The organism is Microbacterium sp. MMO-113, from assembly GCF_037148555.1.
Lineage (GTDB): Bacteria > Actinomycetota > Actinomycetes > Actinomycetales > Microbacteriaceae > Microbacterium.
On record NZ_JBBCTD010000001.1, the window covers coordinates 531,570 to 545,017 of the forward strand.

Annotated in this window: 12 protein-coding genes and 1 tRNA gene; 4 read left to right on the plus strand and 9 right to left on the minus strand. The window is 71.3% G+C overall.

Annotated features, from left to right (window positions below; all coding sequences use genetic code 11):
• Positions 1-52 precede the first annotated feature (52 nt).
• Positions 53-2,143 (plus strand): heavy metal translocating P-type ATPase, encoded by a 2,091-nt coding sequence (locus WFJ36_RS02465; RefSeq protein ID WP_336642575.1) that lies wholly within the window; start codon positions 53-55, stop codon positions 2,141-2,143.
• Between the two features lie 30 nt (positions 2,144-2,173).
• Here the strand turns inward: WFJ36_RS02465 and WFJ36_RS02470 are convergent, their stop codons facing one another.
• From WFJ36_RS02470 to WFJ36_RS02485, 4 genes are all read right to left on the minus strand, one after another.
• Positions 2,174-2,740, minus strand: coding sequence for a hypothetical protein (locus WFJ36_RS02470; RefSeq protein WP_336642576.1), 567 nt, complete (start codon positions 2,738-2,740; stop codon positions 2,174-2,176).
• 2 nt (positions 2,741-2,742) lie between these two features.
• Positions 2,743-3,891, minus strand: a complete 1,149-nt coding sequence (locus tag WFJ36_RS02475) for a zinc-dependent alcohol dehydrogenase (RefSeq protein WP_336642577.1) — start codon at positions 3,889-3,891, stop codon at positions 2,743-2,745.
• A gap of 100 nt (positions 3,892-3,991) precedes the next feature.
• Positions 3,992-5,278 (minus strand): Na+/H+ antiporter NhaA, encoded by a 1,287-nt coding sequence (nhaA, locus tag WFJ36_RS02480; protein WP_336642578.1) that lies wholly within the window; start codon positions 5,276-5,278, stop codon positions 3,992-3,994.
• Positions 5,279-5,339: 61 nt separating this feature from the next.
• Positions 5,340-5,513: a hypothetical protein gene (locus WFJ36_RS02485; RefSeq protein ID WP_177173799.1), complete on the minus strand. Its 174-nt coding sequence runs from the start codon at positions 5,511-5,513 to the stop codon at positions 5,340-5,342.
• 86 nt (positions 5,514-5,599) lie between these two features.
• Between WFJ36_RS02485 and WFJ36_RS02490 the strand changes: the two genes are divergently transcribed.
• Entirely contained in the window at positions 5,600-7,675 is a 2,076-nt protein-coding gene (locus tag WFJ36_RS02490; protein WP_071328351.1) for a vWA domain-containing protein, read from the plus strand.
• Between the two features lie 45 nt (positions 7,676-7,720).
• Here the strand turns inward: WFJ36_RS02490 and WFJ36_RS02495 are convergent.
• Positions 7,721-7,793 (minus strand) — tRNA-Arg (locus tag WFJ36_RS02495).
• A gap of 16 nt (positions 7,794-7,809) precedes the next feature.
• Positions 7,810-8,619: an SGNH/GDSL hydrolase family protein gene (locus WFJ36_RS02500; protein WP_292789322.1), complete on the minus strand. Its 810-nt coding sequence runs from the start codon at positions 8,617-8,619 to the stop codon at positions 7,810-7,812.
• Between the two features lie 93 nt (positions 8,620-8,712).
• Here WFJ36_RS02500 and argS point away from each other — a divergent pair, with 93 nt between their 5' ends.
• Complete coding sequence (gene argS, locus WFJ36_RS02505; RefSeq protein WP_336642579.1) at positions 8,713-10,377, plus strand: arginine--tRNA ligase; 1,665 nt, start codon at positions 8,713-8,715, stop codon at positions 10,375-10,377.
• 8 nt (positions 10,378-10,385) lie between these two features.
• The gene (locus tag WFJ36_RS02510) at positions 10,386-11,228 is read left to right on the plus strand and encodes an LmeA family phospholipid-binding protein (protein ID WP_292789325.1); all 843 of its coding nucleotides are present in this window, start codon (positions 10,386-10,388) and stop codon (positions 11,226-11,228) included.
• Positions 11,229-11,240: 12 nt separating this feature from the next.
• On the opposite strand, the gene WFJ36_RS02515 is transcribed toward WFJ36_RS02510, so the two are convergent.
• From WFJ36_RS02515 to WFJ36_RS02525, 3 genes are read right to left on the minus strand one after another with little or no spacing between them, the layout of a single operon-like run.
• Positions 11,241-11,975 (minus strand): alpha/beta fold hydrolase, encoded by a 735-nt coding sequence (locus WFJ36_RS02515; protein ID WP_336642580.1) that lies wholly within the window; start codon positions 11,973-11,975, stop codon positions 11,241-11,243.
• Between the two features lies 1 nt (position 11,976).
• Complete coding sequence (locus WFJ36_RS02520) at positions 11,977-12,558, minus strand: TetR/AcrR family transcriptional regulator (protein WP_336642581.1); 582 nt, start codon at positions 12,556-12,558, stop codon at positions 11,977-11,979.
• Positions 12,551-13,441 carry an alpha/beta fold hydrolase gene (locus WFJ36_RS02525; protein ID WP_336642582.1) on the minus strand — a complete coding sequence of 297 codons (891 nt, stop codon included), beginning with the start codon at positions 13,439-13,441 and terminating at the stop codon, positions 12,551-12,553. The genes WFJ36_RS02520 and WFJ36_RS02525 overlap by 8 nt, the downstream gene beginning before the upstream one ends.
• Positions 13,442-13,448: the final 7 nt, after the last annotated feature.

Genomic DNA, 13,448 nt, shown 5'->3' on the forward strand with positions numbered 1-13,448 from the left:
GGGCCGCGACAGATCCGGCCCCGCACGGCATCATCGACGTTGGAGGGAAGACATGAGCACCTCGCATCACGACCATTCCGCGCACGGCCACCCCGTTGAAGCGGAGGCCGACACGCACGCGGACCACACCGGCCACGGCGGTCACGGGGGACATGGTGGTCACGGCGACCACGTCGCGCAGTTCCGGCGGCTGTTCTGGATCATGCTCGTCCTGGCCGTGCCGACCGTGCTGCTCTCGGGCATGTTCGCGATGATCGTGGGCTACCCGCTTCCCGACATCCCGGGCCTGGTCTGGGTGTCGCCGGTCCTCGGCACGGTCATGTACGTGTGGGGAGGCAAGCCGTTCCTCACCGGCGCCGTCAGCGAGATCCGTGCGCGGCAGCCCGGCATGATGCTGCTCATCGGGCTCGCGATCACCGTGGCATTCGTCGCGTCGTGGGGAGCGAGCCTCGGCCTGCTGCATCATGAGCTCGATTTCTGGTGGGAGCTCGCGCTCCTCATCGTGATCATGCTGCTCGGGCACTGGATCGAGATGCGGTCGCTGGCGCAGACCACCTCCGCCCTCGACTCGTTGGCCGCGCTGCTGCCGGACGAGGCCGAGCGCGTCGAGGGCGATCAGGTCGTGCGGGTCGCCCCGTCGGACCTTCGCGTGGGCGATGTCGTCGTGGTGCGTCCCGGCGGCAGCATCCCCGCCGACGGGCGGATCGTGGACGGCCGCGCCTCGATGGACGAGTCCATGGTGACGGGGGAGTCCCGCACCGTCACCCGGACGACCGGCGATCCGGTGACCGCGGGAACCGTCGCCACCGACTCCGGCCTCCGCGTGGAGATCACCGCGACCGGAGACGATACGACGCTCGCGGGCATCCAGCGGCTCGTGACGGAAGCGCAGAACTCCTCGTCCCGCGCACAGCGTCTGGCCGATACGGCCGCCGGCTGGCTGTTCTGGTTCGCGCTCGGTGCTGCCGCGATCACCGCGGTGGTGTGGAGCGCGGTCGGCCTGCCGGACGATGCCGTGATCCGCACGATCACCGTGCTCGTGATCGCCTGCCCGCACGCGTTGGGCCTGGCCATCCCGCTCGTCGTCTCGATCGCGACCGAGCGCGCGGCCCGTGGCGGGGTGCTGGTGAAGGACCGGCTGGCCCTGGAGAGCATGCGTACCGTCGACACCGTGCTGTTCGACAAGACCGGCACGCTGACCAAGGGAGAGCCTGTCGTCTCCGAGGTGTCGGTGGCCGGTGCGGAGACCGCGGAGGAGGTGCTGGCGCTCGCCGCGGCCGCCGAGGCCGACAGCGAGCATCCGCTGGCGAAGGCCATCGTCCGGGCCGCTCGCGACAAGGAGCTCCGCGTGCCGGCGAGCCGCGACTTCTCGTCCTCGCCGGCAGTGGGGGTGACCGCGACGGTGGACGGTGCCGTGATCCGCGTCGGCGGCCCGCACCTGCTCACGGAGGAGGATGCCCGCGAGCTGCCCGTCGCGGAAGGGTGGCGTGCGGACGGCGCGATCATCCTGCACGTGCTGCGGGACGGCCGCGTCATCGGGGCGCTCAAGCTCGCGGACGAGGTGCGTCCGGAGTCGCGGGACGCGGTCGATGCGCTGCATGCGCTCGGCGTCCAGGTCGTGATGATCACCGGCGACGCGGAAGCCGTCGCGCACACCGTCGCGGCCGACCTCGGCATCGACCGTGTGTTCGCCGGCGTCCGGCCGGAGGACAAGGCCGCGAAGGTGCAGGAGCTGCAGCGTGAGGGCCGCAAGGTCGCGATGGTGGGTGACGGCGTGAACGACGCCCCCGCGCTCGCTCAGGCCGACGTGGGCCTGGCGATCGGCGCCGGCACGGACGTGGCGATCGCCTCCGCCGGCGTGATCCTCGCCGGCGACGATCCACGTGCGGTGTTGTCGGTGATCGCGCTCTCCCGCGCCTCGTACCGGAAGATGACGCAGAACCTCTGGTGGGCGGCCGGGTACAACCTGCTCTCCGTCCCGCTCGCCGCGGGTGTGCTCGCTCCGATCGGCTTCGTGCTGCCGATGTCGGTCGGCGCGGTGCTCATGTCGCTGTCGACGATCGTGGTGGCGCTCAATGCGCAGCTGCTGCGGCGGCTCGATCTCCGTCCGGAGGTCGTCACCGCGGACATCCTGCAGCGCTGAGCGCCACCACGCCGCCGTCTCGGTCCCGGCTCAGCGCCGACGGCCGAGGCGGCGGAGAGCGCGGACGCTCAGGACCGCCGTCAGCACCCAGGGCCCCACGACGATGATCGGGTCGAGCCAGGTGTGCCGGAGATCGATGCGGCCGCGTCCGAACCGCGACGCGAGCGGACGATGCTGCGGTTCCGCGAGGACGCCGGTCTGCGTGATGGGGTCGTCCGGCCGCCGGGTGAGCAGCGAGCGGGCGTGCGCGGTCACGGCATCGACGCGGTCGCCCACCACGAGCAGCAGCCAGCGGGTTTTCTTCGTCTCGCTGAACCGGTCGTAGGCCACGCGCCGGATGGCGCCGGACAAGCCGTGCAGCGGCTGGGCGGTGCCCCAGACGGGAGGCAGCATCCCGTGCTCGATCGAGCGCTCGCGGCCGCGGTCGGGGCCCTGACGCTCGGGGAGGTCCCAATGCGCGCCGGTGTCGCCGACATCCTCCAGCTGCTGCCAGGTGCGGCGGTGCTCGGGGGCGAGGTCGGCGCCCCAGCCCGGGATCCGGGCACGCAGCTCATCGGGGGTCGGTGCGGGGATGGGTCGGGATCCTTCGTACGGCATGGTCATTCCTCTCCGACGACGATGAGCGGTTTGATGCAGTCGTCGAGCTTGGACGAGAACACGTGGTAGGCCTCCGCGATGTGCTCCAGGGGGAAGCGGTGGGTCAACAGCTCGGACGGACGGATGTGCCCCGCCTGGATGTGTTCGAGCAGTCGCGGCCACTGCCTCTTCACGGGAGCCTGGTTGCCGCGCACCGTGAGCCCCTTGTTCATGATGTCGCCGAGGCGCACCGAGGTCACCAGCGGGCCGTAGGCACCGAGGATCGACACGGTGCCGCCCTTGCGCACGCTGTCGATGGCCCAGTTCACCGCGACGGGGGAGCCGCCCTGCAGCTTGAGCTTCGCGGCGGTCACGTGCTGGACGACGCTGCCGTCCGCCTCCGCGCCGACCGCGTCGATCACCACGTCCGCGCCGAGGTAGCCGGTCGCCTTCTTCAGCGCGAGCACGATGTCACCGGCTTCGTGCAGGTGCATCGTCTCGGCGAAGGCGAAGTCCCGTGCCTTCTCGAGCCGGTAGTCGAGGTGGTCGACGACGATGACCCGTCCTGCGCCGAGGAACCAGGCCGAGCGGGCGGCGGCCAGACCGACGGGCCCGGCGCCGAACACGACCACCGTGTCCCCTTCGGCGATGTCCGCCTGCTGCGCGCCGAAGTAGCCGGTGGAGAACGCGTCGGTGAGCAGCAGCGCGTCGTCGGAGGCGAGCCACTCCGGGATCACCGAGGGGCCGACATCCGCGAACGGCACGCGCACGCGCTCCGCCTGCCCGCCGTCGTACCCGCCGGTCGTGTGCGAGTAGCCGTAGATCCCCCCGACCGCGGTCGCGTTGGGATTCACGTTGTGGCAGTTCGAGAAGAGGCCGCGGCGGCAGAAGTAGCACGAGCCGCAGTAGATGTTGAACGGCACCATCACCCGGTCACCCGGGCGCAGCGTCTCCACGGAGGGACCGACCTCCTCGACCACCCCGACGATCTCGTGACCGAAGGTGTGCCCGATGCGGGTGTCGGGCATCATGCCGTGGAAGAGGTGGAGATCCGACCCGCACACGGCGGCTCTCGTGACCCGGACGATCGCGTCGTTGGGGTGTTGGATCGTCGGGTCGGGTTTCTCCTCGACGCGGATCTTGTATGGTCCGCGGTAGGTCATCGCCTTCATCGGGTGCTCCTTCGCTACGTGGAGTGACCGACGCTAGGCACCGCCTCGGGGATGACTCAGGGCATTGACGGATGTCGCAGGGGAGCGTAGAGGACCGAGGTCAGGCCCCGGGCGGGAGCCCGATCTCGGCGCGTGCCCGACGGCTGCGGGCCGCGAGCACGAGTCCGCCGAGGACCGCGGCGAGGAGTGAGCCGACGAGCACGCCGATCTTCACGTGATCGTCCGCGACGCTGCTGCTGCCGTACGCGAGCTCACCCACCAGCAGCGAGACCGTGAATCCGATGCCCGCGAGGAGGGACATGCCGGCGAGATCCGGCCAGCGCAGCGTCTCGTCGAGGCGCAGCGCCGGCACCCGGCTCAACAGGAAGGTCGTGAGCAGGATGCCGACCGGCTTGCCGAGCACGAGGCCCGCCACGATCCCGATGGTGATCGGGTCGGTCAGCGCCGAGACCAGGCCGTCCATGCCGCCGATCTCGACCCCGGCCGCGAAGAACGCGAACACCGGCACGGCGACGAGGGTCGCCACGATGCCCCAGCGATCCGCGAAGTGCGCGGCGAGACCGTCGTACACCGGGGCGCCGTCGGCGTCCGTCCCCGTGCGCACCCGCGCGCGGGCCGTCGGACGCACCGGCACCATGAAGCCGAGCAGCACGCCGGCCACCGTGGCGTGCACGCCGGACGCATGCACGAATGCCCAGACGGCCAAGGCGAGGGGAAGCAGGATCCACCACGACCGGATGCCGTTCTGCACGGCGAGTGCGAAGCCGGCGAGGGGGAGGAGCGCGAGGATCAGCCAGGGGACGCTGATGGTCTCGGTGTAGAAGGTGGCGATGATCGTGATGGCGATGAGGTCGTCAATGATCGCGAGGGTCAGCAGGAACACCCGCAGCGCCGGCGGCAGGAAGCGGCCGACGACGGCGAGCACCGCGATCGCGAACGCGATGTCCGTGGCCGTGGGGATCGCCCATCCGCGGAGGACCTCGGCGCCGGAGGACGCGTTGATCGCGACGAAGAACAGGGCGGGGACGATGACGCCGCCCACTGCGGCGGCGATCGGAAGCGCGGCACGGCGGGGGTCGCGGAGGCGGCCGGCGACGAACTCCTCCTTCAGCTCCAGTCCGACGACGAAGAAGAACACCGCGAGCAACCCGTCGGCGGCCCAGGCGCCGACACTGAGCTCGAGGTGCCACTCCGGGATCCCGAAGCGGAAGTCCCTGACGGCCTCGTACCAGGAGGCGGCGGGGGAGTTGGCGAGGATCAGGGCGGCGAGCGTGGCGGTCAGCAGGAGACCGCCGCCCAGCACGTCGCTGCGGGCGGTGGAGCGGATGCCGCGCCAGAGCTCATGCGGCGCGAGACGGAAACGGGCAGGGGACGACGAAGAAGACACAGGGATACCTCACGGCAGATGGATGGGTGACGCGATGTCGCCGCACCCGTCCGGGCGCGGCCTATCCCCGTGGCGGCGGGCAGCCCGCGATCTCGCCGTGCGAGAGGGTGCCCCAGACGCTCGTCCACCCGTTGGTGCCGGGGTGCAGGACCACGCGCATCCACTCCGTCATCGGCGTCGCGGACGACAGACGGCGCGGAGCGCGCGTCGAACCGGCGATGTGGAGGGTGGGCACGGATCCAGGCTACCGCGACGAGCGCACCCGGGCGATCGCAGTCGCAGAGGCTGGACCGCGCTCGGGGCGTTCGCTACGTTCGAGGCATGGCGTCCAAGAGAGTGCTCACCGTCGCGATCGCCGTTCTCCTCTGCAGCTCTGTCGGGATCCCGGCCGCGGCGCTCGGTGCCGTCCCCGCTCCCTCCGACGGGACCGCGGTGGTGACGGTCCGTGCTGGCGGCGACCGCATCTCCGATGACGAGGTGGGCCCGCTCGCGGATGTCCAGCTCGGACTCTTCGCGTCGCAGTCGGCGACGACGCCGGAGGCTCTCTGCACGTCGGATGCCGATGGCGACTGCAGCTTCGTCCTCAGCGGCGCCCAGCTCGGCCGCACCTACTGGGTGGGAACGGTCGGGGTGCCGGCCGGATGGTATGCCAACGACGCCCTGCGCACGGGCCCGGCGAGCGGATCGAGTTCGACGGCCTCGGCGTACCGTTTCCCGACGCCGGCCGTGGAAGCCGGCCAGACCTACCGTTCTACGCGCGAATTCATGATCTCCTCCTCGAACTCGCTGCCGACGCGGTCGAACGGCGTCTGGCAGCAGTCCCGGGTGAACCCCGCTCTCGACGCGAAGTGCGGGTCCGACATCGCCATCGTGATGGACCTCTCCGCCTCGGTGGGGTCGGCGCTCCCGCAGCTCAAACAGGCCGCCGATGCCTTCGCGAACGCGCTCGTCGGGACGCCGTCTCGCGGGTCGGTGTTCAGCTTCTCCCGTCAGTCCCCGAGCATCGAGTCCGCCACCGGGGAACCCAGCGAGAACCGTCCGGAGTTGGTCTCGCTGTCCACGCAAGCGGGGGCGGACGCGTTCACGGCGCAGTACGCCGGGTGGAGCCTCGGCTCGGGGACGAACTGGGACCGCGCGTTGCAAGAGGTCGCCGCGGCGTCTCCCCGCTACGACGTCGTCGTCGTGCTCACCGACGGCAATCCCGACCGCTGGGGGGCCACGCACGGGGATGGCTCGAACACCCACTTCACCGACGTCGAGGCTGCGGTGTTCTCGGCGAACGCGCTCAAGGCCGAGGGTTCGCGGATCGTCTCCTTCGGGGTCGGCGCCGGAGTACAGGGGGTCAGCGCCCTCAATCTCGCCGCGATCTCGGGGCCGGTCGCTTTCGACGGGGACAACCTCGCCGAGGCCGACTTCTTCCAGACCCCCGACTACGCGGGCGCCGCAGAACAGCTGGGGCAACTCGCCTTGGCCGGGTGCGCAGGCTCCCTGTCGGTGGTGAAGCAGATCGTGCCCGGCAACACGACCGAGGAGGACGTCACAGGCGCCGTCCCCGCCGGGGCCGGGTGGACGTTCGACGCCCAGCCCGCGACGGCGGGCACGGTCATCGCCCCGGCATCCGCGACCACCGTCGCGGATGGCACGGGTACGGTGTCGTTCGAGCTCACGCCGCCCGCCGGAGCCAGTGCCTCCAGGGTCACGGTGGCGGAGCGGCAGCAGGATGGTCACACGCTCGTGACGCAGGGAGGGCAGAACGCACGCTGTGTCGATCTGCGGACGGGCGAACGAGTCCCGGTCACGTCGTCCGGCGCCACGGGATTCACGGTGGACGTGCCGGCGGCCGCTGCCGTCAGCTGCACGATGTACAACCGTTCCCCTGTACCGACGTCGGTCGTCGTCGACAAGGAATGGGTCGTCGACGGAGGCCGCTATCCGGACGGCGCGCAGCCGGCCGGAATCACGGCGGCACTCGGTCTCACGGGACCGGGGAGCGCCGGCACCACCCCGCAGCCATTCGGCGCGGTTCGCGACGGGTATCGCGCGGGCGACGCCGTGACGATCTCGGAGGTGACGACGCTGGAACCCGAGGAGTGCTCCCTCGTGTCCAGCTCGGTGAGGTCGACCACCGGGGTGACGATCGCCGAGACGGTACCGGCCGCCGTGACCCTCGAGTCCGGTGCCAACGCCTTCGTCATCACGAATGTGGTGACGTGTTCGTCGGACCCGACGCCTGCCCCGACCGAGCCGGGGTCAGGTGCGGAACCGCCCGCCGACACGGGGCCGCTCCCGGCGACCGGGCTCGACGGCTCGCGGCTGGCGCCCACGATCGCGGGCGCCCTGACGGCGGTGGCCCTGGGACTGACGCTCGCGCTCGCAACCCGCCGTCGTCGTGTCTGAATCGGAGAACCCCCGCCCGGATCGGGCGGGGGTTCTCGCTGTACGTGCCCCCGACAGGAGTCGAACCTGCGACCTACGGTACCGGAAACCGGCGCTCTATCCACTGAGCTACGGAGGCGTACCGATCGACAATATCACTCGTCGGGGGTGGTCTCCGACCCACCGGCCTCCGTGACCGGCGCGGCGCGCAGTTCGTCGAGCGCCGCGGCGAGCTTTTCGGCGAGATAGCGGTGGCCGTCGGTGGACGGATGCTTGCGGCCGACCTCCACGTCGATGACGGCGAGATAGTTGTCCTCGGTGATCCAGTCCCGCTCGATCGGGGAGATGTACCACCAGCCGCGGGCTGAGGCGAGAGCCGCGAGATCCCGGTCGATCCGTGCCGTCTGCGCGCCGACCGGCAGCTCGTGCGGCGCGGGACCGAGCACGACGATGGCCGCCTCCGGGTACAGCGCCGTCAGCGCGTCCCAGGCGGCGGTCACGGCCTCGCGGTATCCGGCCGCGCCCTGCGCCCGGTCGTTGATGGAGCCTTGGATGATGACGAGGTCCGGAGCGAGAGTCGGGTCCAATGCCGCGATGCGGTCGCCGAAGGTGGGGCCGTCGATGCCGGGCTTGAGGTAGCCGCTGCCCCGGACGCCGTCCACGATGGTCGTGCCGTGCAGGAGGTCCGCGAGCACGTATGCGTAGCCGAGCGTGGGGTCGGAGGCGGCCGAGCCGTAGGTCCAGGAATCGCCGAACACGAGGACGGTCGGCTCGTCGGGGAGCACGAGCGGCGCGGGGGCGATCACCGCGATGGACTCGTCTCCGGCGGCGGCACCGGCGGGGAGGGACGACGGCGCCGGAACCCAGGGCCGCCAGACCCCGAGAACGCCCGCGGCGACGGCGACGAGGAGGGCCGCGGCGATGCCCGCGATGCGCAGTCGACGAGGGGCGGCGGGGGCGTTCATGGTGTGAGAGTAGATCACGGACGGCGGATCGCAAACTCCCCGGGACACGGGGCGACGGAATGGGCCCGCGCGCCCCCGTAAACTGGGGGATCTATGAATCCTGAAACGCTCGCCCACGCCCTCCTCGCCGTCCTCGCCCCCATCGCCGAGGAACGACGTCCGGGCGAGCCGTTCGACCTCACCGCCGCTGACATCGTGCTGGAGCGCCCGCGCAACCGCGATCACGGCGACTGGGCCTCGAACATCGCCATGCGCCTGGCCAAGCCCTTCGGCACGAACCCGCGTGAGCTCGCGCAGCAGATCGCTGACGGACTGGCCGATGTGGACGGTATCGCGAGCGTCGAGGTCGCGGGCCCCGGGTTCCTCAACATCCGCCTCGACGCGGCGGCCGCCGGCGCGCTCGCGAAGGTCATCGTCGACGCCGGCCCCGCCTACGGGACGAACTCCTCGCAGGAGGGCGTCAGCGTGAACGTCGAGTTCGTCTCGGCGAACCCCACCGGGCCGCTGCACATCGCGCACACGCGCTGGGCGGCCCTCGGCGACGCGATCGTCCGCCTGCTCCTCGCGAGCGGTGCCCGTGCTGTGCGCGAGTACTACATCAACGACGCGGGCGTGCAGATGGACCGCTTCGCGGCGTCCGTGCTGGCTGCGGCGAAGGGGGAGCCCACGCCGGAGGGCGGCTACCCGGGGGAGTACATCGCGACGCTGGCCGGCCGCGTGCTCGAGGTCCGTCCCGACCTGCTCGACCTCCCGGGGGAGGAGCAGCTCACGGTCGCCCGCGAGCTCGGCTACGAGTACCAGCTCGCCGAGATCAAGAACTCCCTCGAGCGCTTCAACGTGCCGTTCGACGTCTGGTTCTCCGAGCGCACCCTGCACGCGAAGGACGCCTCGGGGTCGAGCCTGATCGACCAGGCCGTCGACCGTCTGCGCGAGCAGGGCCACGTGTTCGACGAGGACGGCGCCGTCTGGGTGCGCACGACCGACTTCGGCGACGACAAGGACCGCGTGATCCGCCGCTCGAACGGCGAGTACACGTACTTCGCGGCCGACGCCGCCTACTACCTGAACAAGGGCGACCGCGGCTTCCGCGACAAGATCTACCTGCTCGGCGCCGACCACCACGGCTACGTGCACCGTCTCAAGGCGGTCGCGGGGGCGGCGGGCGACGACCCCGCGAAGAACATCCAGGTGCTGATCGGCCAGATGGTCTCGATCAACGGCGCCCGCCTCAGCAAGCGTGCCGGCAACATCATCGAGATGGACGACCTGCTCGACTGGCTCGGCACGGACGCGCTGCGCTACTCGCTGGAGCGCTCGCCCGCCGACTCGCCGCTCGACCTTGACCCGGAGCTGCTGCAGAAGCGCACGAACGACAACCCGGTGTTCTACGTGCAGTACGCACACGCCCGCACCCACAACGTCGCGCGCAACGCCGTCGACTCCGGCATCGACCGCTCGGTCTTCGCCCCGGAGACGCTCACGCATGAGACCGAGGCGGCCCTGCTGGGCGCACTCCAGGAGTTCCCGCGCATCGTCGCGTTCGCCGCCGAGGTGCGCGAGCCGCATCGCGTCGCGCGCTATCTGGAGGAGCTCGCCGGGCTGTACCACCGCTGGTACGACAACTGCCGTGTGATCCCGCTGAGCGATGCCCCGGTGGAGGACGTGCACCGCACGCGCCTGTGGCTGAACGATGCCGCCGGCCAGGTCTTCCGCAACGGGCTCGACCTGCTCGGCGTCTCCGCGCCCGAGCGCATGTAGGGAGCGGCATGAGCGACGACAACCCGACCCTGCCGTACCCGAAGCCCTCGGACGAGCACCCGACGCTCGTCGTCCCGGATCCGGCGGACGGTCGGGGCAGCGCCGGAAGCCGTCGCCGACGGTGGCCGTGGGTCGTGCTCATCGTCGTGGTGGTGCTCGCGGCCGTCGTGGTGGCGGCGGAGCTCGTCGCCCGGGCGGTGCTGCCCGGCGTCGTGCGTTCGATCGTCATCGAGCAGCTCGATCTGCCGGCCGATCAGCAGCTGGACGTCGAGACCGAGGGGATGCTCCTCCCACAGCTCCTCGCTGGCCGTCTCGACACCCTGCGGCTGTCGACGGACGCCGTCACGCTGCAGGGCATCACCGGTGCGGCTGACGTCACGGCGACCGGCGTTCCGCTGCGGGGCGGCGACCTCGACGGCGCCGACGGCACCATCCGCATCGACCAGGAGCAGTTCACCGCTCTGCTCGCCGACTCGGATCTCCCGGTCGACACCGTGGAGTTCGCGGCACCGAACGCGACGCTCGGGGGCTCGTTCGACGTGCTCGGCGCCGCGGTCCCGGTCTCCGTCACCCTCACTCCCGGGGCTGTCGAGGGCGACCTCGAACTCACCCCGGTGGCGGCCAGCATCGGCGGCGTGGACATCGATCTCGACAGCGTCGGGTCGTCGCTCGGCTCCCTCGGTGACGGGATCACGCAGCCGCGGCGGGTGTGCATCGCGGACCAGCTCCCGGCCGGCCTGACACTGACGGGGGTCGAGATCGTCGACGATCAGGCCGTGATCGACATCGACGTGGACGGGGCGATCGTCACGGATGAGGCGCTCCAGGAGAAGGGATCCTGCGACCGCTGACCGGACCCCGCTTCAACCGGGCAGGCGCTCCTGCAGCCGTGCGGCGAGCTCCACCGGCTGTTGCAGCGGGACGCCGTGTCCGCATCCACGGAGGACCTCGAGGGTGCTGTGGGGATGGACACGGTTCAGCAGCGCGGCGGAACGATGCATGAGCGGCTTCTCGTCGCCTCCGACGAGGACCAGTGCCGAGCCGGGGTGCGTACTCCACGCGGACGGCGGTGCGAACCGCAGGTTCTCCTCGACGGCACGCAGCAGGGTCGTGCGTGAGAGGGCGGCGGAGGTCTCCAGATAGCGGGGGAGCAGTGCGTCCGGGATGAACAGTTCGCGCGCCTGCAGACGCGCGAACCGCTCGTTCCTGGCGAGCCCGGCCGTGAGCCGCAGCAACGCGAGGGTCGGTCGGACGGCGCGCAGCGGTTCCGCCTGGGCGCTGATGACGACGGCGTCGGCGACGAGGTCCGGCCGTCGTGCCGCGAGCAGGACGGCGAGCTGCGCGCCGAGGGAGAAGCCGACGACGGTGGCCGGTCCGGTCTCCCGTTCCAGCAGGGGGATGAGCCTCGCCACCGTCTCCTCGTGCGACGCGTAGTCCTCGGCCGCACTGCGGCCGTGACCGGGAAGATCCGGGACGATGATCCGCCGCGCGGGATTGAGGTGCGCGCGCAGCGGTTCCCACATCCAGCCGGCGACGCCGCCGCCGTGCAGCAGGAGGAGCGGCGTGGCTCCTGGGGGACCCGATGTCTCGTGATGCATGTCACTCCGTCTCGAAGCTCGCGGCCATGCGGCCGACCGTGTCGATGGCGCTCTTCAGCGTTCCTCGGTCGAGCGGTCCCAGCGTGCGGGCCGCGGAGAGCAGTCCGAGGGTGGCGCTGGAGAGCGCGAGGGCGAGGGCTTCGGGCTCCACGTCCGGCACGAGCCGGCCCTGACGCTGGAGGCCACGGATCCCGGCGACGACCTGCTCGTGACGTGTCCGGTACCGGGAGATCGGTTGCGCGGCGACGTGGGCCCCGAGCACTCCCGCGTCGTCGAGGAACGCGGCCGTCATGAGCTCGTCGTCGAGCAGCGCCGTCGCCGTGGCGCGGTAGAGGGCGCTGAGCGAGGGCTGCAGTCCTGCGGTGCGGGCGACGGCGTCGGCGATCCGCGCGGTTCCGCGCTGGAGCAGGGCGTCGAGGATGTCGCGCTTCGCGGCGAACTCCAGATAGACGGCGCCTTTGCCGATGCCGGCCGCGCGGGCGATCGCCGCGACGCTCATCGAGTCGAACCCCTCCGCGAGGACCATCCGCTCCGCCGCGTCGAGGATGCGTGCCCGGCGGTCCGGGACGAGCGGCCTAGGCATCGGAGCCTCGGGCGAACCACTCGCGCAGGGCGGGGATCACGAGGTCGGGACGGTCCCGCTGCACCCAGTGCCCGGCGCGGGGGGCCACGAGGAGCTGCCCGTCGGGCAGGATCTCCGCGGCGGCCTCGATCCGTCGGAGAGGGACGCCGGAGTCGCGGTCGCCGTGCACGAGGAGGACCGGGACGCGGATCTCGGCGAGCCGATCACGGTAGTCGGTGCGCAGTCGCAACGGCCACACCTGATCCCGCTGCCAGTCGCCGAATGTCGTGAGACCGGAGCCGGTCGCTGCCTCGGCGAGCACCGCATCGACGAGAGCCGGGGTACGGGCGTCGGGGCAGCGGACGAGATCCTGGAGGCCTCGCGTCATCGCCTTCCGGTCGCGTGCGTAGACGCGTGTCATCGTACCGAGCAGGCCCGAACGCAGGAGCAGGAAGGTCGACAGGTGCGAGAGGGTGCCGAGGGCGCCGTCCGCCAGGCGTGGCATCAGTCCGTAGCTGCCGAGGAGGGCGGCGGCGTGTGCTCCGTCCGGGCGGTCGAGCAGATGGCCCAGCGTCATGCCCGCGCCCATCGAAAGACCTCCGATGGCGTAGGCGTGCAGCCCGAGGGCGTCGACGAGGTCGCCGACGTATTGCACCAGGCGCTCCTGGGTGAGCGGCGCATCGAGGCGGGGGCTGCGTCCGAAGCCCGGGTGGTCCGGCGCGACGACGCGGTGTCCGGCCGCCGCCAGCGCCGGCCCGACCTCTCCCCAGGAGAGCTCCGCACTGTCGGCCCCGCCGCCGTGCAGCAGCAGCACGGGCGGTTGCGTCTCCACGGAGGGGTGCCATTCCAGGACCGACACCGCGGCGCCGGGAACGGTCACGGTGTGCCGTCGTGGTGCGGACATGCGCCCC

Coding starts and splice junctions, on each gene's coding strand:
- WFJ36_RS02465 (WP_336642575.1), top strand. CDS start 53: ATGAGCACCTCGCATCACGACCATTCCGCGCACGGCCACCCCGTTGAA.
- WFJ36_RS02470 (WP_336642576.1), bottom strand. CDS start 2,740: ATGCCGTACGAAGGATCCCGACCCATCCCCGCACCGACCCCCGATGAG.
- WFJ36_RS02475 (WP_336642577.1), bottom strand. CDS start 3,891: ATGAAGGCGATGACCTACCGCGGACCATACAAGATCCGCGTCGAGGAG.
- WFJ36_RS02490 (WP_071328351.1), top strand. CDS start 5,600: ATGGCGTCCAAGAGAGTGCTCACCGTCGCGATCGCCGTTCTCCTCTGC.
- WFJ36_RS02500 (WP_292789322.1), bottom strand. CDS start 8,619: ATGAACGCCCCCGCCGCCCCTCGTCGACTGCGCATCGCGGGCATCGCC.
- argS (WP_336642579.1), top strand. CDS start 8,713: ATGAATCCTGAAACGCTCGCCCACGCCCTCCTCGCCGTCCTCGCCCCC.
- WFJ36_RS02510 (WP_292789325.1), top strand. CDS start 10,386: ATGAGCGACGACAACCCGACCCTGCCGTACCCGAAGCCCTCGGACGAG.
- WFJ36_RS02515 (WP_336642580.1), bottom strand. CDS start 11,975: ATGCATCACGAGACATCGGGTCCCCCAGGAGCCACGCCGCTCCTCCTG.
- WFJ36_RS02520 (WP_336642581.1), bottom strand. CDS start 12,558: ATGCCTAGGCCGCTCGTCCCGGACCGCCGGGCACGCATCCTCGACGCG.
- WFJ36_RS02525 (WP_336642582.1), bottom strand. CDS start 13,441: ATGTCCGCACCACGACGGCACACCGTGACCGTTCCCGGCGCCGCGGTG.